The sequence below is a fragment of the Gemmatimonadota bacterium genome (genome assembly GCA_016714015.1).
Taxonomy (GTDB): domain Bacteria; phylum Gemmatimonadota; class Gemmatimonadetes; order Gemmatimonadales; family Gemmatimonadaceae; genus Pseudogemmatithrix.
On record JADJNZ010000011.1, the window covers coordinates 117,197 to 134,209 of the forward strand.

General features: G+C 68.7%; 17 protein-coding genes, 1 tRNA gene and 1 pseudogene. 9 read left to right on the forward strand and 10 right to left on the reverse strand.

The genetic code is table 11. The features are described 5' to 3' along the window. Positions 1-4: 4 nt before the first annotated feature. Entirely contained in the window at positions 5-766 is a 762-nt protein-coding gene (locus tag IPJ78_18810; GenBank protein MBK7908587.1) for a rhomboid family intramembrane serine protease, read from the forward strand. A gap of 24 nt (positions 767-790) precedes the next feature. Here the strand turns inward: IPJ78_18810 and IPJ78_18815 are convergent, their stop codons facing one another. Further along, a complete protein-coding gene (locus IPJ78_18815) occupies positions 791-1,189 on the reverse strand; it encodes a hypothetical protein (GenBank protein ID MBK7908588.1) in 399 nt (132 codons plus the stop codon). 85 nt (positions 1,190-1,274) lie between these two features. Between IPJ78_18815 and IPJ78_18820 the strand changes: the two genes are divergently transcribed. Together IPJ78_18820 and IPJ78_18825 are read left to right on the forward strand one after the other, a co-directional pair. Further along, entirely contained in the window at positions 1,275-2,447 is a 1,173-nt protein-coding gene (locus tag IPJ78_18820) for a pyridoxal phosphate-dependent aminotransferase (GenBank protein MBK7908589.1), read from the forward strand. Beyond that, positions 2,444-3,244 carry an amidohydrolase gene (locus tag IPJ78_18825; GenBank protein MBK7908590.1) on the forward strand — a complete coding sequence of 267 codons (801 nt, stop codon included), beginning with the start codon at positions 2,444-2,446 and terminating at the stop codon, positions 3,242-3,244. The genes IPJ78_18820 and IPJ78_18825 overlap by 4 nt, the downstream gene beginning before the upstream one ends. Here IPJ78_18825 and IPJ78_18830 read toward each other — a convergent pair. Next, on the reverse strand, positions 3,234-4,307 hold the full coding sequence (locus IPJ78_18830; protein ID MBK7908591.1) for a hypothetical protein: 1,074 nt from the start codon (positions 4,305-4,307) through the stop codon (positions 3,234-3,236). The genes IPJ78_18825 and IPJ78_18830 overlap by 11 nt on opposite strands. A gap of 27 nt (positions 4,308-4,334) precedes the next feature. Here IPJ78_18830 and IPJ78_18835 point away from each other — a divergent pair, with 27 nt between their 5' ends. Next, on the forward strand, positions 4,335-5,870 hold the full coding sequence (locus tag IPJ78_18835) for a family 10 glycosylhydrolase (protein MBK7908592.1): 1,536 nt from the start codon (positions 4,335-4,337) through the stop codon (positions 5,868-5,870). Positions 5,871-5,881: 11 nt separating this feature from the next. Here the strand turns inward: IPJ78_18835 and IPJ78_18840 are convergent, their stop codons facing one another. Then, on the reverse strand, positions 5,882-6,811 hold the full coding sequence (locus tag IPJ78_18840; protein ID MBK7908593.1) for a carbohydrate kinase: 930 nt from the start codon (positions 6,809-6,811) through the stop codon (positions 5,882-5,884). A 64-nt stretch (positions 6,812-6,875) separates the two neighbouring features. Continuing rightward, entirely contained in the window at positions 6,876-8,942 is a 2,067-nt protein-coding gene (locus tag IPJ78_18845) for a penicillin acylase family protein (GenBank protein MBK7908594.1), read from the reverse strand. 122 nt (positions 8,943-9,064) lie between these two features. On the opposite strand from IPJ78_18845, the gene IPJ78_18850 reads away from it, so the two are divergent. Further along, positions 9,065-10,270 carry a hypothetical protein gene (locus tag IPJ78_18850; GenBank protein MBK7908595.1) on the forward strand — a complete coding sequence of 402 codons (1,206 nt, stop codon included), beginning with the start codon at positions 9,065-9,067 and terminating at the stop codon, positions 10,268-10,270. 124 nt (positions 10,271-10,394) lie between these two features. Here IPJ78_18850 and IPJ78_18855 read toward each other — a convergent pair whose 3' ends face one another. Further along, on the reverse strand, positions 10,395-11,618 hold the full coding sequence (locus tag IPJ78_18855; GenBank protein MBK7908596.1) for an NAD(P)H-binding protein: 1,224 nt from the start codon (positions 11,616-11,618) through the stop codon (positions 10,395-10,397). 138 nt (positions 11,619-11,756) lie between these two features. Here IPJ78_18855 and IPJ78_18860 point away from each other — a divergent pair. From IPJ78_18860 to IPJ78_18870, 3 genes are all read left to right on the forward strand, one after another. Then, positions 11,757-11,830, forward strand: a tRNA-Pro gene (locus tag IPJ78_18860). Positions 11,831-11,984: 154 nt separating this feature from the next. Then, positions 11,985-12,521, forward strand: coding sequence for a hypothetical protein (locus IPJ78_18865; protein ID MBK7908597.1), 537 nt, complete (start codon positions 11,985-11,987; stop codon positions 12,519-12,521). Beyond that, a complete protein-coding gene (locus tag IPJ78_18870) occupies positions 12,502-12,771 on the forward strand; it encodes a hypothetical protein (GenBank protein MBK7908598.1) in 270 nt (89 codons plus the stop codon). Before IPJ78_18865 ends, IPJ78_18870 begins: the two co-directional genes overlap by 20 nt. A gap of 9 nt (positions 12,772-12,780) precedes the next feature. Here the strand turns inward: IPJ78_18870 and IPJ78_18875 are convergent, their stop codons facing one another. From IPJ78_18875 to IPJ78_18895, 5 genes and pseudogenes are all read right to left on the reverse strand, one after another. After that, the gene (locus tag IPJ78_18875) at positions 12,781-13,380 is read right to left on the reverse strand and encodes a helix-turn-helix transcriptional regulator (protein ID MBK7908599.1); all 600 of its coding nucleotides are present in this window, start codon (positions 13,378-13,380) and stop codon (positions 12,781-12,783) included. Between the two features lie 227 nt (positions 13,381-13,607). Further along, a complete protein-coding gene (locus tag IPJ78_18880) occupies positions 13,608-14,012 on the reverse strand; it encodes a hypothetical protein (protein ID MBK7908600.1) in 405 nt (134 codons plus the stop codon). Next, complete coding sequence (locus IPJ78_18885; GenBank protein ID MBK7908601.1) at positions 14,005-14,862, reverse strand: hypothetical protein; 858 nt, start codon at positions 14,860-14,862, stop codon at positions 14,005-14,007. The genes IPJ78_18880 and IPJ78_18885 overlap by 8 nt, the downstream gene beginning before the upstream one ends. Before the next feature lie 1,053 nt (positions 14,863-15,915). Beyond that, positions 15,916-16,434 carry a transposase gene (locus tag IPJ78_18890; protein ID MBK7908602.1) on the reverse strand — a complete coding sequence of 173 codons (519 nt, stop codon included), beginning with the start codon at positions 16,432-16,434 and terminating at the stop codon, positions 15,916-15,918. Between the two features lie 298 nt (positions 16,435-16,732). Further along, a pseudogene (locus tag IPJ78_18895) lies at positions 16,733-16,900 on the reverse strand (transposase). Between IPJ78_18895 and IPJ78_18900 the strand changes: the two are divergent. Then, positions 16,860-17,013 (forward strand): hypothetical protein (locus IPJ78_18900; protein ID MBK7908603.1); only part of this gene is annotated, 154 nt, incomplete at its 3' end. The pseudogene IPJ78_18895 and the gene IPJ78_18900 overlap by 41 nt on opposite strands.

A 17,013-nucleotide genomic window follows, 5' to 3' on the forward strand; every position in this document is an offset into this window, starting at 1 on the left:
GGTGATGCGGTTGCTGATCGCGAATGTCGCGTGCTTCGGGCTGCAGATGATCCTGCCGCCGTTCACCGACTGGTTCCGGTTCTACGCGCCCTTCGCGCTCGTGCGGCCGTGGACGTTCGTCACGTACATGTTCCTGCACGGCGACCCGATGCACATCCTGTTCAACATGCTCGGGCTCTACATCTTCGGCTCGCGCGTGGAGTCGCGGATGGGGGGCACGCGCTTCCTGCAGATGTACCTCATCGCGGGCGTGGTGGGCGCGCTCGCGCACGCCGTGCTCAGTCCCGCCGCCCCGGTCGTCGGCGCCTCGGCCGCGATCTATGGCGTGCTCATGGCGTACGCGATGTTCTGGCCGCGCGACCGCATCTACGTGATGGGCGTCTTCCCCATCGAGGCCTGGCTCGCGATCGTCCTCTACGGGCTCTACGACCTGAGCTCGGGGATCGGCGGTGGCGGGCGCGTGGCGCATTTCGCGCATCTCGGCGGGCTCGCCGGGGCCTACCTCTATATCTGGGCGATGGACCGGTTCTCCCCGGCCAAGCGCTTCCGCGCCAAGGTCGGAGGCGTGGCGCCTTCCACAGAGAAGGCGCTCAAGCAGAACTGGAAGAACGTCCAGCTCGACGGCGTCCACCAGCTCTCGCGCGACGAGGTCAATCGCATCCTGGACAAGATCAACGCCGAGGGCATCGGCAGCCTCACCGCGGAGGAGAAACTCTTCCTCTCCAACTTCGTCCCCCCGGACGACCGGAAGAACTGGACGCAGTGAGGCGCCGTGCGCGCGGCGCGCGCCCTACTTGACCATCAGCTTCTTGAGCCGGTCGCGGATCCCCATCAGCGCGTCCGCCTGGTCGGCGTTCTTCTTGATGATGTCCTCGAGCAGCACGAGGATCGTCGAGTCGTCCTCGACCATCGTCGGCTCGGGGCTGAGGCGCACGCCGAACCCCATGTGGCGACCCGGCTCGATCACCTGCTCGGTCTTGAGGACCACGTCGGCCTTCGCGTCGCAGACCCGCACCACGCAGAACTTCTTGCCGGCCTTCTCCATGTAGCCGAAGCGCACGAAGGCACTCTCCGGCCACGCCGGGATCTCATGGACGTAGCCGTCGGTGCCGGTGAAGGTCGTGGCACCGGGGACGAGCGACGGAAGGTTCCGCTCGAGACCGCCGTGGTACATGAACGCGTGACGCATCGTGATCCTTTCTGGGATTGGGGTGACCGGGACGCCCGGAAGCTAGCCGGATGCGTCCCTCGCCGCACCTGACCAGATTGATGGGGTGACCACCACCCCCTCCGCCGCCGCCGCGGCCCGGTCCAAGCTCCCGCAGGTCGGTACCACCATCTTCACGGTGATGTCCGCCCTCGCCACCGAGGTCGGCGCGGTGAACCTCGGGCAGGGGTTCCCCGATTTCCCCGTCCCGGAGCCGCTCGTCGAAGCGCTCGCGAAGGCCATGCGCGACGGCAAGAACCAGTACGCGCCGAGCAACGGCATCCTGCCGCTGCGCGAGGCCATCGCCGCGAAGACCGCCGCGATGTACGGCCACCGGCCGCACGTCGAACACGAGATCACCGTCACCAGCGGTGCGTCGGAGGCGATCTTCGACGCCATCCAGGCGACGGTGAGGGCAGGGGACGAGGTGGTCACGCTCGACCCGAGCTACGACCTGTACGAGCCGGCCATCACCCTCGCCGGCGGGACGAGTGTGCGTGTGCCGCTGGGCGCGCGCGACTTCGCCGTCGACTGGGAGCGGCTCGCGGCCGCGGTCACCTCCCGCACCCGGATGATCGTCATCAACTCGCCGCACAACCCGACCGGCGCGATCTGGACGGCGGACGACGTGGCCCGTCTCGCGGCGCTCGTGCGGGACACCGACATCCTCATCCTCTCCGATGAGGTGTACGAGCACATCATGTACGATGGCCGGTGGCACGAGAGCGTGCTCCGGCATGAGGACCTCCGCACCCGCGCCTTCGTCATCTCGAGCTTCGGCAAGACCTATCACTGCACCGGCTGGCGGATGGGCTACTGCATCGCGCCGGCCGCGCTCACCGCCGAGCTGCGGAAGGTCCATCAGTACAACACCTTCAGCGGCTTCACCGCCGCGCAGTGGGCATTCGCGGAGATGCTCAAGTCGCATCCGGAGCATCACCGGTCGCTCGGGGCGTTCTATCAGGCGAGGCGCGATCGCTTCGCCACGCAGCTCTCGCGCACGCGCCTGCGTCCGTATCCGGTGCCCGGCGGCTACTTCCAGGTGGTGGACTATGCCGCCGTCTCCGATCTCCCCGATCTGGAGTTTGCGCGCTGGCTCTGCACCACGCACGGCGTCGCGACGATCCCCATGTCCCCGTTCTACGGCACGCCGCCGGAGGGACAACGGCTCGTGCGGCTCTGCTTCGCCAAGCATGAGGCCACCCTCGATGCGGCCATCGCCCGGCTGGAGGCCCTGTGAGCGACCTGCGCGTCACGCTCGTCCAGCACGAGACCCTGTGGCATGACGCCAAGGGGAACCACAAGCGCATCGCCGCGCAGCTCGCGCCGCATCGCGGCCGCACCGACCTGGTCGTCCTGCCCGAGACCTTCACCACCGGCTTCTCCAATGAGGCGATCGCCACGGCGGAGCCGATGCTCGGCACCTCGGTGGCCTGGATGCGCGAGCAGGCGCTCCAACTCGATGCCGCGGTCACGGGGAGCCTGCAGGTCCGCGACGACGCCGGGGTGCACAATCGGCTGGTCTTCGCGACGCCGGACGGCGATGTCCGGCACTACGACAAGCGCCACCTCTTCCGCATGGCGCGTGAGCACGAGCGGTATGTGCCCGGCGGACCGCGCCTCGTCGTCGAGTGGCGCGGCTGGCGGATCTGCCCGCTCGTCTGCTACGACCTGCGCTTCCCGGTCTTCTCGCGCAACCGTGCCGACGCGTCGCGCGAGAGCGGGCTCGAGTACGACCTGCTCCTCTACGTCGCCAACTGGCCCGCGGCGCGCCACGAGCACTGGCGTGCGCTGCTGCGCGCGCGCGCGATCGAGAATCTCGCCGCCGTCGTGGCCGTGAATCGCGTGGGCGAGGACGGCAACGGCTTCACCTACGCCGGCGGCAGCGCGGTGATCGACGCGCTCGGTGCCACCCTCGTCGAGGGCGATGCGACCATGCGCGTCCTCGAGGCCACCCTCTCGCGCACGGCGCTCGACGCGTATCGGCAGCGCTTTCCCGCGCACCTCGACGCCGACGGGTTCACGCTCAGCGACTGACCCCGCGCGCGTTCCCGCGGCGCACCGGCCCCACGATCTCCCATGTGCGTGGATCCTCCAGCCCGAGCAGCCACACCGAGTACCCGCGCAGCCCATGCTGCCGCACCAGGTGCAGCTTCGCCTCGAAGGCGCGCGCATCCTCGATCCACGCATGCTCGAACACGCCGCGCGTCTCCCACATCGCCACCCACGCGCGCTGCGTCTCGTCCCACCGCGGTGAGGCGCCGGCCGCGCGGATGATCTCCATCAGACGCGGGTAGGCGATGTCCTCGCCCACCGGGCGCGCATCCCCCGTGCGCGGCGTGTACCCGGCGTACCAGTGGTCCGAGTAGCCCGCGAGCCCGAGCGAGATCTTCCCTGGCGGCACCCCCTGCGCGAGCAGGTACTCCAGCGAGGCCCGCATCCACGGGTATCCCGCGACCGGTCCCGGCGTCGAGCCGCCGGTGTGCTGCGCGTACGTCATGTACGAGAGGAAGTCGAGTGCCTCGGCCAGCGCCGTGTAGTCGTACGCCCCGCGCCAGTAGTCGTACATCCACTGGTGGTAGGGGCGCGCGCCGCGCACGTCGTCGGTCCGCGGGACCACCGCCGCCGAGAGCTGGCAGCCGGCCGCGTGCACCGAGTCCGCCACTTCGCGCGCGAACGCCGTGAACGCGTCGCGATCGCCGACGAAGAGGTTCTCCAGGTCGAGCTGGATCCCGTCGAGCCGCTCGCGACGGCAGAGTTCGGCCATGCTGCGGGCCGAGGCGGTGCGCGCGCTGCGGTCGGTGACGATGTGATGCAGGATGCCGAGGTCGAAGCCGGGATTCATCACCAGCGGATGCAACTGGACGCCGTGGGCCCGTGCCGCGGCGACGATCCGTGCATCCGTGCCGCCGCGGATGCGCCCGGCACTGTCGATCGCATACACCTGCGGCGCGACGATCGTCACCTGTGCCGCGTGCGCGACGAAGCTCGCGATGCCCGCCGAGTCGTTGCGGACGTACCAGATGGACTCGAGGGGACGCTCGGCCGCCTGGGCGGCGCAGAGGGAAGGGAGCGACAGGAGGCAGAGGACGGTGCGCATGCGGGGAATCTTGCACATCTTCCGCGCATGCACGACTCCGCCGCCCCTCGCCGCACGGCCCGGCGCATCACGCCGCGCGCCCTCGCCGCGCTCCTCCTCGCCCTCGTCGCCGCCTGCTCCGACGGCCCCACGGGTCCGCGCACCCCCGCCGAGCTCACCGTCCCGCCCATCACCCGTGAGTTCCGCGGGATGTGGATCGCCACCGTCGCCAACATCGACTGGCCCCAGACCGCCGGGCTCTCCGCCTCCGCGCAGCAGCAACAGCTCACCCAGCTCCTCGACATCGCCCAGCAGACCGGCATCAACGCCGTCATCCTCCAGGTCCGCGCCGCCGGCGATGCGCTGTATCCCTCCAGCATCGAACCCTGGGCCAAGGCCCTCATGGGCGCGCAGGGCGTCGATCCCGGCTACGACCCGCTCCAGTTCGCCATCAACGAAGCGCACCGTCGCGGGATGGAGCTCCACGCCTGGTTCAATCCGTTCCGCGCCGCCAACCTCAGCGACACCGCGGCGCTCGCCGCCACCCACTTCGCCCGCCAGCGCCCCGAGCTCACCCGCGTCCACTGCACGCAGCTCTGGTTCGATCCCGGCGAACCCGAGGTGCAGGATCGCGCCATCGCCGTCATCCGCGACGTCGTCCTCCGCTACGAGATCGACGCGGTCCACATCGACGATTTCTTCTATCCGTATCCCAGCGGCACCTGCCCCGGCCTCGATTTCGCCGACAGCGCCACCTATGCGCGGTACGTGAACGCCGGCGGGCTCCTCGCGCGCGCCGATTGGCGCCGCGACAACGTCAACCGCTTCGTCCAGCGTGTGTACGCGGAGGTGCACGACGCCGAGTCCGCCGTGCGCTTCGGCGTGAGTCCCTTCGGCATCTGGCGTCCCGGCAATCCCGCCGGCATCACCGGTCTCGATGCCTACGCGACCATCTATGCCGACTCGCGCCACTGGCTGCAGAGCGGCTGGGTGGACTACCTCGCACCGCAGCTCTACTGGTCCATCGCCTCCACCGGCCAGAGCTTCCCCGCGCTCCTCGGCTGGTGGCGTCAGCAGAACGCGCTGCGCCGGCACTTCTGGCCCGGTCTCGCATCATATAGGACGGCCGACGGCACAGGCTCCGCCTTCGCCAACGGCGAGATCCCCGCGCAGGTCACCCTCGCGCGCGCGCAGGCCATCGAGACCGGCGGCGCGACCGGCACCATCCTCTACAACGCGAGCAGCGTGCGCAGCGATCGTGGCGGTTTCGCCACCGCCCTTTCCACCGGGCTCTACGCCGAGCCCGCCATCCCGCCCGCGACCACTTGGCTCGACGCCGTCGCGCCCGCCGAACCCACGGTCACCGTGACCGGCACGCCGGGGGCGCTGGCCATCCGTCCTTCCGGCGTCCCCGATGCGTACTGGTGGCTCGTGCGCTGGCGCGCGAACGGCCAGTGGGGGCAGCGTCTCGTGCGCGCCAACGTCCCGAGCATCGCGCTCAACGCGATGGAGGTCGATGGCATCGTCGTCAATGCGATCGACCAGGTGGGGAACGCCTCGCCGCCGGTGGTCTGGCGGCCCTGAGGAGTGGTGCGTCAGCCGCGCGGCAGCGCGGGCGTTGCCCCGACCTGTGAGCAGACATACGCCGCGACGGCGTTCGCCTTCGTCGCGACCTCCTCCAGCGGTTGCCCGTTGAGCAACCCCACCAGCAGCGCCGCGGTGAACGCATCCCCCGCGCCCACGCTGTCCACCACCGTCGTCAGCGGCGCCAGCGTCTCCACCTCGGTGCTCGGCGTGCGCATCAGCGAGCCGCGCTCCGCGCGCGTCAGCACCGCGAGCCGCAGCGCGAACTTGTCCACGAGCGCGCGGAGCAGCTCCGCCTCCGAGCCCGCGCCCAGCGCGCAGAGGCGCGCCACCACCGGCAGCTCGTCCGCGTTGAGCTTCACCGCGTTCGCCAGCGTCAGCGAGGTCTTGATCACTTCCGAGTCGTAGAACCGCTCCCGCAGGTTCACGTCCAGCAGCCGCCACGACCGCGGCGGCGTCGCGCCCACCGCATGCCGCACCGTGTCGCGCGACAGCCGCGACCGCTGCGCCAACGTCCCGAAGCAGATCGCTTCCGCGCGCTTCACCACGCCGTCGATCGTCGACGACCAGGGGATGTGGTCCCACGCCGCATCGTCCGCGATGAGATAGCTCGGCCGTCCCTTCGAGTCGACGGAGACGTGCACCACGCCCGTCGCCTTGCCGTTCACCCGCGCGACCGTCTCGCGATGCACCTTCGCCGCGTCGAGCTTCTCGAACGCCATGTTGCCGCGCGAGTCGTTCCCCACCGCGCTCACGAGCCACGTCTCCGCCCCAAGCGCGGCTGCGTGGATCACGACGTTCGCCGGCGCCCCGCCGAACTGCGCCGTCCCGTTCGGGAAGATGTCCCACAGCGCCTCTCCCACGCCGACGATGATCGGCTTCACCGGAGCGGAGGGCGTGCGGGCGACTGGGCGCGAGGCGCGGAAGGGCGGGGCGGTCACGTCCGCAATTTCGCCGGGCGCACCAGGAATGCGCCACTGACGCGGAATTGGACAGCACGCCCGCTCAGGGCACCCGGTACTCCCGCTCCAGCATCGCCCGCTGCTCCGCCTCGGTGAACGGCGCCACCTTCCGCTGTCGCGCCACGAAGAGGGCCGCCTGATCGGCATAGTGCCGACTCCGGGGACGCCCGAGCGCGTTCCCGAACGGCTGGATGCTCTCCGCCCGGAGCGTCCCATCCGCCGCCCACTCCACGAGCATCACGAACGAGTCCCCGGTCGTCGCCTCCCGACGCCCGTCACGCTGCCGCGTGGAGTACACCGCGCGCAACACGTCGCCGCCGCCATTCCCGAGCGCCAGATCCAGCGTCCCTCGTCGCAGTCGCACGTACTCGCTCAGCGGCACGTCCAGCCGACCGAACGTCCGCTCCAGTTCCTTCGCACCGCGCCGCACCGACTCCTCGGCAGGCGGAGCGGGATAGTGCCCGTACTTCGCCCGCAGCCAGTCGAGCGCGATAACGGTGCCCATCGCGGAGGCCGGGCGGTCGTCCCCGAGCGCACCGTCCCATCCCGCGAGCAGCCGCACGGCCCGCGCCGCCCGCGCATCGCCCGTGGTGTCCATCGCCAGCGCGGCCCGCAGCCGCGTCCCCATCCAGGACTGCATCGAGTAGGTCGCATCGTACTTCACGCGCAGCAGCGAGTCGCGCGTGATCCGTGGCATCGCCGAGAGGAGCTCCAATCCGCGCACCGCCCGATTCGTCATCTGCGGCTCGATCCCCATCCACGCCGGATAGTCCGCGCGCCGCAGGTCGCTCGCCGCATCCGTCGCCCGGAACGGCGTGTTGTTCGCGTTCATCAGGAACCCGCTCGCCGGGTCGATCACCTGCGGGATGGAATCGAACGGGACGTACCCATCCCACGCTGTCGCGCTCGTGTCCCCGGGCACGATCCCAGACCAGTCGAACCCCGCGCGCCGCCGCGGGAAGAGCGCGTTGTACACGTAGGCGATGTGCCCCGCCGCATCCGCGTACACGAAGTTCGTCGCCGGCACCGACTGGAGCGCCAGCGCCGCGCGCCACTCGGTGAGGTCGCGCGCCTTCGTGAGGCGATAGTACTCCATCACCTGCCGCGCGTCGCCCATCCCCGCGTACTTCACCGCGATGTAGCCGCGCTTGGTCCTGAGCACCGGCCCGATCCCGCTCCGGTACACCACGCGCTTCACCGGGACCGTCACGCCGGCCACGCGTACGCGCAGCTTCACCTCCTCGCGCACGAGCGGCTTCCACTCGCCGTCCATGCGATACCACTGCGCACCGGCCGAGTCCTTCACCGTGAGCTGGTAGAGGTCGACCAGGTCCGGCATGTTCACCGTGTTCGTCCAGCCGAGGGTCCGGTTGTGCCCGAGGAGCGGCACCGGCGACCCGGCGAAGAGCGCTCCCGCGAAGTCCCATCCTTCCTCGCTGTGCACCGACGCCTCGTACCACGCGAGCGGTCCCGTCCACGGCTGGTGCGAGTTGGAGAAGAGCCGCGTCACCCCGTCGCCGCTCCGCGACGGCGCCACCACGAAGCCATTCGAACCGCGCTCCTCCGGCGGCGGGGCGGGGAACGGGGAATCCTCGATCAGCGCCCCCAGCACCGCATCCAGCCCGTAGAAGAGCGGCGACGTGAGCACGAATCCCGTCACGATGTCCTGCGGCGTGATCGGGAAGAGCCGCCGCGTGATCGGCAGCAGGTCGTCCGGATGCGCCGCGGCGTACGCGTTCAATCCGTCCGTGTAGCCGATGAGGATCGCCTTCGTCGCGGCGTCGAGGTCCGAGTCGTAGCGGGTCTCCGCCGTGCGACGCGCGTCAAGGAAGGCGAGCAGGAAGTCCGAGGGTGCCCCCGCCTTCCCGTACGCGCGCCCCGCCGCCCCGCGCGTCGCGAGGAAGATCCGCTCGATGTTCTCGAAATCGTCCTCCGCGTGGGCCCACGCCAGCCCGTAGGCCGCGTCGCGGTCGGTCCGGCCGCGCACGTGCGCCACGCCGAAGGTGTCCCGGAGGATGCGCACGTCATACGCCTGCGCGCGGAGGGGGGCAGCGTCGGGGGTGGCCGCGATCGCGAGGGCGGCGCCGAGCGTGAGGATTCGCCTGAGCATCGGACAATTCTAGCGCCCGGACCGCCTCGACCGGCCCCGGCCGGACGCGGCCGACGGACGGGGAAACACCCAGCCTCCGGGGTACGTAATTGATGCACACCCCCACACCGAGCGAGCATCCCGTGCGCCGTCACCGGCAGCGTTGGTCCCTGACCGCCATCTCCACCGCGGCAGCCCTTACCCTCGTCACCCTCGTCACGCCGTCGCGCGACCTCGCCGCCCAGGCCGCGCCCGCCGTCCGCGACCTGCCGCGTCCCACGCGCGAGCTCGAGGATCCGTTCTCGCTCATCGCCGGTGTCCGCGAGATCGGTCGCGGCCGCGTCGCGGTCGTCGACGCGATGGACGGCGAGCTCGCCGTCGTCAACTTCTCCACCGGCGAGCGCAACGCCCTCGGCCGTCAGGGTGCCGGTCCGGGCGAGTACCGCACCCCCGGCGCCGTCTTCCGCGTCCGCGGCGATACCATCTGGGCCCTCGATGCGGCGCAGCAGCGTCTCACCGTCTTCCTCCCCGACCTCAAGGCGGGCGTGCCCTTCCATCTCGAGATGTTCGACGCGGCCACCAAGACCGTGCTCATGGCCCCGTTCAACGTCGACGACGCCGGCCGCATGTACACCGGCACCATGGAAGTGAACCCCGGCTCGGGCGGTGTCTCCATCCCCGATTCGGTCGCGATCATCCGCTTCGATCCGCGCGCCACCGGTGCCGCCCGCACGACGCTCGGCCGGGTCCGCTTCCCGACCAGCGGCAAGCCCGAGATGCAGGTCGAGGGGCAGGTGATCAAGTACAAGATGGCCTTCCCGGGCCTCGTGACCGCCGACTCCTGGGCCGCCTTCCCCGACGGCCGCGTCGCGATCGTCCACGGAAGCACCTACACGGTGGAGATGATCGCCCCCAACGGCACGCGCACCACCGGCCGCCCCATCGCGTACGATCGCGTTCCCGTGACGCAGGCCGACAAGGACGCCGAGATGGCCGAGGCCAAGCGCGTCCTCGCCGAGCAGATGAAGGCGGCGCAGCGCAGCATGCCGCCCGGCTTCTCGCTCGACATCAACATGACCCCGCCCGCGACCTGGCCGGCGACCTTCCCCGCGATCACGCCGATGGCGGTCCTCGCCGCGCCGGACGGCATGCTCTGGGTCCGGCGCTCGACGCCCATCCGCCTGGACCGCGAGCTGTGGGACGTGATCGACGCGAGCGGCGCACTCGTCGGGCGCTGGCGCGCGCCGGCGCGGACCAAGATCATCGGCGTCGGTGCCGGCGTCGTCTACACCGTGCGGCTCGACGAGGACGATCTGCAGTACCTCGGACGGGTGGAGGTCCGGCGGTAGACTTGGGTGGGGTGAGGCACTAGGTTTCGCGTTCTGTCCGGCTGGGGCCCGCTGCGGGATGCAGGAGGCGGGGCTCTGGAGAGGACGGGACGTAGCGCAGCCCGGTAGCGCACCTGAATGGGGTTCAGGCGTCGCCGGAGCCCCGGTCCGCCGAAGAGCCGGTCGAGCGCGCCGCGGAGCTTCCAGAGGACGTCGGCCGTGTGGTAGCCCTGCTCCCCGCCGATCGCGCAGATGGCGCGCCAGACGCGCGCCGGATCCGCCGGCGTCTCGAGTGCGCGCGTATCGATGAACATCGTGCCCCCGCCCAGTCGGGGGTCGCCCGGGATCGCCCCCGCGTCCGACCAGGCGGTCTCCACGGTTCCCGCCGCGCGCCGGCGACCGCCGCGGCCATCGCCTCGGGGATCGTGCGGCACCGGTGCGGCATCAGTCGCTGCGCGTCGTCGTTGCGTAGCACCACCCGGTTCCGCAGCCCTTCCGCGAGCGGCCGCGCGATGCTCGCCGGCATCGGCGTGACCAGGTGGATCCAGAGCGCGCTCAGCTTGGGTGTGAGCACCGGGATCGGGATGACGACGCGCCGTGGCAGCCGCAGCGCGCGCGCCGCCTCCTGCATCATCTGCTCGTAGGTCCAGACGTCCGGCCCGCCGATGTCGATCGTGCGCCCCGTCGTCGCCGGCGTCTCGAGCGCCGCGACGAGACAGAAGAGCACATCGCGCACCGAGATCGGCTGCGCTTCCGTGCGCACCCAGAGCGGCGTGAGCATGATCGGCAGGCGCTCGACGAGGTAGCGCAGGATCTCGAACGAGGCCGACCCCGAGCCGATGATCATCGCCGCGCGGAGGACCGTGACCGGCACCCCGCCCCCGCCGAGCGCCGCCTCCACTTCCCGCCGGGACGCGAGGTGCCCGCTCAGGTCGTCCGCACTGTCGCCGAGCCCGCCGAGGTAGAGGATGCGCTTGACCCCCGCGGCCCCGGCGGCGCGCGCGAATCGCTCGGCGATGGCGAGATCGCGTTCGCGATACTCATGCCCCGCCGCGTCCATCGAGTGGATGAGGAAGTAGGCGGCCTCGCACCCCGTGAGCGCCTCCTGCAGGGCGGCCTCGTCGGTCGCGTCACCTTCGAAGACCTCGACGGCCGGGTCGTCCGCCCAGGGCCGCGCGCGGAGCTTCGCCCCGCTGCGGGTATAGCAACGGACGCGGTACCCGCGCTCGAGGAGGCGCGGGGCGAGTCGTCCGCCGATGTACCCCGTGGCGCCGGTGAGGAGGACGCGAGGGGCGGTGGCGCGGTCGGTGTCGGGCAGGGTGGATCCGGCTCGGGGTCTGGACGGCGCGCGCGTGGCGCGATCACGCATCCCGTCTATGGAATAGAGAACGCGAGGGAGGGGGTGCGGGTGCCCTCGGGATACGCGGATGCCGAACGGTGGACTTGGGCGGGGGAGGGCACTAGGTTTCGCGTTCTGTCCGGCGCAGCTGAATGTGCTGCGGAAGGACGGGACGTAGCGCAGCCCGGTAGCGCACCTGAATGGGGTTCAGGGGGTCGCGGGTTCGAATCCCGCCGTCCCGATAAACCGATCTAAACCAAAGGCTCACAACCCGTTGGCGGGCTGTGGGCCTTTGGTGTTTTGGGGGCTGATTGGGGCCGTATCAATAGTCCACTCAATAGTCCGGCACCGCCGACCACGCACTCACTAAGTGGTCTGCACCCCACTGGCGGTGATATGAACCCGCCGCCCTCGCCCTCCGACCTTGTCACCGAGTGGCGCACCCGCGCCCGCACGCTCGAACGCATCGGTGACCCGAACTGCGCCCGCCTCTGGACCTTGGCCGCCGATGAACTCGCCGCCGCCAAAGATGTCGAGGCAGCGCTGACGCAGCGCGAAGCGGCAAAGCGCACCGGCTACACCGCCGACCACTTGGCGGCGCTCATTAATCGCCGCGTCATCCCCAATGCTGGCCGCAGTGGAGCGCCTCGCATCCGAGTGGCCGACTTGCCGCCACGCAAACGCCGGATGGTCCGGGCTGTCCACCGCGCACTCGCCACGTCGGCGCGGTGTCCACTAAAGGCTGGGAACTCCACATTGACCCCGACGACCGATGCACCATTCGGCACCATCCAGTGGTGTGCGGGCGCGACGAAAGCAGCAAGAAGCACGAGCACATGTTGCCGCTCAATGCAGCGCGCACGCGGCATTGTTGGGGTGGCGGAAGCAGGGCACGCGCTTGCTGGCGGGATCTGTGTTCCCGTCCACCGATGACAACGTGCGGCCCTTGGACGCGTCGAAGGCGCGGCGGTGGTTACGCGACGCCATCCGAGACGCGAAGCTGCCGCCGAGGAAGAAGGGCGGGTGGCATATGTTCCGCCGTGGCTGGGCGACCGCGCGCAAGCATATGCCGTTGCAGGAGGTGGCAAAGGGCGGCGGCTGGATCGGCAGGGCGACGGTCACGATGTGCTATCAGCACGCGACCGCTGAGGAGACACGTAACGCCGCCCTGCTCGTGGCGTAGCGATCGCAGTCAGCAGTGTTCACTAAACGGGTAGAATCGATCGGCTGCCTCGGAGCCGTCCCGTAGGGCGATGTAGCCGCGCTCGACCCAGCGCTCCGCCGCCTCCTTTGTCGCGCCGAAGCCGTGCGGTAGGTCCACGGCCTTGGCCATTGGAGTCAGACCCTGCCCCCAGCAATAGAAGCGGTCGCTCTCACTGTCCGCGTGCAGCTTGTAGTCGCTGAACTTGGGGAAGCGCGGGTCCTTCGGGCAGGGGCGGTCGTTCCACCCAGACTCCGCACCGCACTCAAAGAGGTCTAACTCAGCGTCGCCATACTCGTGGTCCACATACAGGCGCTGAACAAGCTTCGCTCCACACGCGCGGCACGAGAACTCTTGAGCGATCTCTTGTGCGTCGAGAAGTGCAACGGATGCTCCACACAGCGTGTCTGCACTGACGTTCAGCGCCTGTGCAATCAGCGCGAGTTCACCGCTGCGTAACTTTCCACCTTGCTCGGCGCGCTGGATGGTGCGGACGCTGACCTTGGACCGCTCGGCGAGTTGTCCTTGCGTTAAGTGTTGTTCCTTGCAGAACGCTTGGAGTACTGGTCCGTTCGGTGCTGTCAGAGGCATAGTGATTGCTCGCGGAGTTGAGGTTAGACGCAACCTGCGCCGCTCGTGAGCGGAAATCCACGACACTATCCCGTCACTTGCCGTCGCGAAAAGGCGTGCGAGGACTCAGGTCGAAGCGCCGCCTTCGAACAGTCCAACCTGCGCAGGGTCAGTTCCTGGCGCTGGCTTGGCCTCATACGGCTTGCAGATGACCAGCATCGTACCGTTCTTGCGCGCGACCTTCCCATTTAGGTCGAGCAAGTCGCTTCCGTCCCACGTGTGCAGCTCATCCACGTTCCAGTCTGCCGCGCTCGCGAGGTGCAACCCGATCCGTCGGCTTTTGCATTTGGGGTGATGGGTGCGGAGCAGGCGCCGTGCCGAGAGCGCGACCGGAGGTCAACGATCACCACTTCTACGAACGGCTGCGCGAAGAGGTCGTTGATTTGCTGCTCCTTTGCGGGGTCCAGGGGCTGCTGCTTGCCTTCGCACTTGGCCTTGTAGACCTCCACCATCGAGAACGCCGAGGTCCAAATCTCGGTCTCACCGCGCTCGGCTTCTCGCCAGACTTTCAGCGTTTCGTCAACCTTGCCCGGCTCCGAATTGAGCAGGCCGATGAAGACGCACGCATCCCAGTACACACGCCGCTTAGCCAACTAGCTCGCCCTCATAGAAGCGCCGTAGGTACTCGACGGGATCCAGCCCGCCCGTGAAGTCGGGGTCGCGAAGAAGGTCGATGTCCACTTGCGCGGCCTTCGGCACATCTCGCACCATCTGCGCAAGCACGCGAGAGATGACATTGTCGCGATAGATGAGCTGACCGCGCACAGCCACGCGGCGATTCGACCACACGTCTTTCAGCGTGTGCGCGTTGCCGTACTGGTCAACGAGGTCCTCAGGGATGATGACGGGGATCGGTTTCACGATCTGTCGCGACCAAATACGGAAGGCAGGTTTGCCATACCACGTGGCGACCGCCACGATCACGCCCTCGACCTCGCCCCAGAGCGCGCGGTCACCCTTGCCCGCCTCGATGGAGACCGAGGGAGCGGCGTCGAGGATGGTCGTGGCCTTCTCCGCCACCGCGCGGTCAATGGTGAAGCGCTTGCCGTTGCCGTTGCCAATGTCTACCGACCCGAGGCCGTCACGGCTGCGGGCGAACACGTTGCGCGCGACTGGCCGAAGCTCTTCGTGCAGCCAATCCGGTAAGGCGCCAGACTCCGCGATGTCACGGAGGCTGGAAGTCAGGCCGTCGCGAGCCGCGACAACGAAAGAGTCCACGTCCGCGAAGTCGGTGCTCTCATCGACCCCGAGTTCAAGAGTCAGCGGCGAGTTCGTGGACGCCTTGATGAGTCGCCACGCTACTCCGTTTTCACCATGAGCAACCGAGCGTCCGACTGCATCTAGCAACCGCAGGATGTACGCGCCCTGCTCCAGCGCCTCAAGCGCGAGCACAGCGTCGCCGTCGTCGGTCGACGGATGGATGGTAATGACAATCTTTTCCATCGGCTGACCCTCCCGTCGGCTGATGAACAGACACGTTCCAAACGTGGGACGAAGTTACGCCGCCGTTGCAACCCTCAGGAAGGGGCAGCGGGCAGCGATGCTCCCGCACTCCATCGATCGCTTCCACCTCGTTCTACCCGACATTGGCAGTGACGCGCGGATGACCGCGAAGCGCCGCTCCTATTGCGCCAAACTATGTGACGGAGTTGTCCGGCCCATTCTGCCTTCGACGGATAGGGTCACTCGGCCCCCCGAGTCGGGTTCAGGTGTCCGATATTCCGCCTCCGCGCGTCCTGCCCTCCTGCGGCCCTATCGCCCCTCGGACCCGCCCGAACCTTGTCCGGCCCGCCATTCCGAGAGCCTGAGGGCAAATAAGCGGCCGACCGTCTCCGGCCAGGGCGAGGGACATCCGGCCCTAGCGATCGGAAGCGTGTCCGCGCAGCCGCGCGCGACTTTCCGGCGGTATGAGTTGAGTTTTCTTGCGTCACCGTCTTTTCCACCACAGTCCACACCGCTTCGGACCCCGTCGAATCCTTTGTGATGGCGGTCTCCCAAGGGGGCGCAGAACAGCTACTTAGCAGACCCTTGCGCGATTTCTCCGAGCGCCAATGTGCGCTCGTGAAAAAAGGTGCTAACTCTCGTCGCAACAGTGACTTACGGCAAATTTACAAAGCCGTTGACTGGCAAGCACTCTCTACGCTAGAGTGCTAATCGTCCGGCGATGAAGCGGTCACCTTTCGCTGTATCTTCGGACGACAACGGCCCCAAACGCTTGGGGCGCTCAGGGCCGTTGCACAGCTCCTTCACACATCACTGCAGACGCGGGCCAGAGACCGGAAGACCTCACCCGCTGCTGCCTCACCACGAGGCCCACGATCACGACTCAGTACTGACACCGCTCTCGATGGACCTATTCGCAGGGGATGGCGGGTTGCCGAAGCGGGCCGCCATCCACCACTTCCTCGCCGGACTTCCCGGCGCGGCAACCAAGCTTACGGGCAGGGTTCACCATCCCGCAAGCTCTCTGGAGAATTCTCATTTATGGCTAAGACTTCAGCGTTTCATTCCAAGAAGCCGGAAACGAAGGTGTATCACGACAACACCTCGTGCACCGAAGGCAACAACATCGAGTCGTACAACAAGGTTGCGGGCACTGGCAATCGTCCGCGCTGCAAGCGTTGTTCTGAACTCGCGTAGTACTACGACCGAATAGTTGGTTGTGTTGAACAGACCCGTGGTGGGGGAGTTTGGTTCCTTCCCGCCACGGGTCTCTTCACGCTGACGTGACCCCCAACTCTGTACCAGCGGTGTATGCGGTCCAGTGCTAGGGTTGATGAAGTTTGGTGCCGTAATGGCGTGCTTGCGCGCAAACTCGCGCGGGGTGAGATCGTCGAGTCCACTGTGTGGCCGCTCGCATTCATAGTCGATCCGCCAGGCCTCGATCGTGCGCTGGGCGTCGGCGAGACTGACGAACCAGCTCTCGTTCAGACATTCGTCCCGGAACGTCCCATTGAAGCTCTCGATGAACGCGTTCTGCACGGGCTTCCCCGGGTCGATGAAGGCGAGCCCCACGCCGAGACGAGTCTGCCCCTCGACCGGCGCGCTCTGAACTCGGGGCCGGTGTCGCATACGATCGCGCGCGGATAGCCGCGCACCGCGGCGACGCTGTCGAGGACGCGGACCACGCGCTCCCCGGGCAGCGAGACGTCGACCTCGATTGCGGGACACTCCCGCGTGCAGTCGTCCACGAGGGTGAAGCGGCGGGACACCACCGGGCGTCGCCCAGCGTGTCGCGCACGAAGTCCATGCTCCAACGCTCGTTCGCCCGCGTCGGCACCGGCGCGGGCGAGCGCGGCACCACCGCGCGCCGCTTCCGTCGGCGCTTCCGCACCTGCAGTCCCTCCTCCCGGTACACGCGCTGCACGCGCTTGTGGTTGATCGGCGGGCCCTCGCGCCGCAGCACGCGCGTGAGTTGCCGATAGCCCCAACGCCGCCGCGTGGCGGCGAGCTCGTGCAATCGGGCGCGCAACGCCGTGTCGGGCGGCCGCGTCGACGCGTATCGCTGCGTCGACCGCGCGAAGCCGGTGAAGCGGCACGCCGCGCGCTACTCCGACACCTCGGCGGTGATCGTCGCGTGGTTGACGGCCGTCC

Excerpts from the sequence above, each read along its gene's own strand:
- IPJ78_18865 (MBK7908597.1), top strand. The coding sequence starts at position 11,985 with ATGAACCCGCCGCCCTCGCCCTCCGACCTTGTCACCGAGTGGCGCACC.
- IPJ78_18835 (MBK7908592.1), top strand. The coding sequence starts at position 4,335 with ATGCACGACTCCGCCGCCCCTCGCCGCACGGCCCGGCGCATCACGCCG.
- IPJ78_18815 (MBK7908588.1), bottom strand. The coding sequence starts at position 1,189 with ATGCGTCACGCGTTCATGTACCACGGCGGTCTCGAGCGGAACCTTCCG.
- IPJ78_18830 (MBK7908591.1), bottom strand. The coding sequence starts at position 4,307 with ATGCGCACCGTCCTCTGCCTCCTGTCGCTCCCTTCCCTCTGCGCCGCC.
- IPJ78_18875 (MBK7908599.1), bottom strand. The coding sequence starts at position 13,380 with ATGCCTCTGACAGCACCGAACGGACCAGTACTCCAAGCGTTCTGCAAG.
- IPJ78_18810 (MBK7908587.1), top strand. The coding sequence starts at position 5 with ATGCGGTTGCTGATCGCGAATGTCGCGTGCTTCGGGCTGCAGATGATC.
- IPJ78_18845 (MBK7908594.1), bottom strand. The coding sequence starts at position 8,942 with ATGCTCAGGCGAATCCTCACGCTCGGCGCCGCCCTCGCGATCGCGGCC.
- IPJ78_18885 (MBK7908601.1), bottom strand. The coding sequence starts at position 14,862 with ATGGAAAAGATTGTCATTACCATCCATCCGTCGACCGACGACGGCGAC.
- IPJ78_18855 (MBK7908596.1), bottom strand. The coding sequence starts at position 11,618 with ATGCGTGATCGCGCCACGCGCGCGCCGTCCAGACCCCGAGCCGGATCC.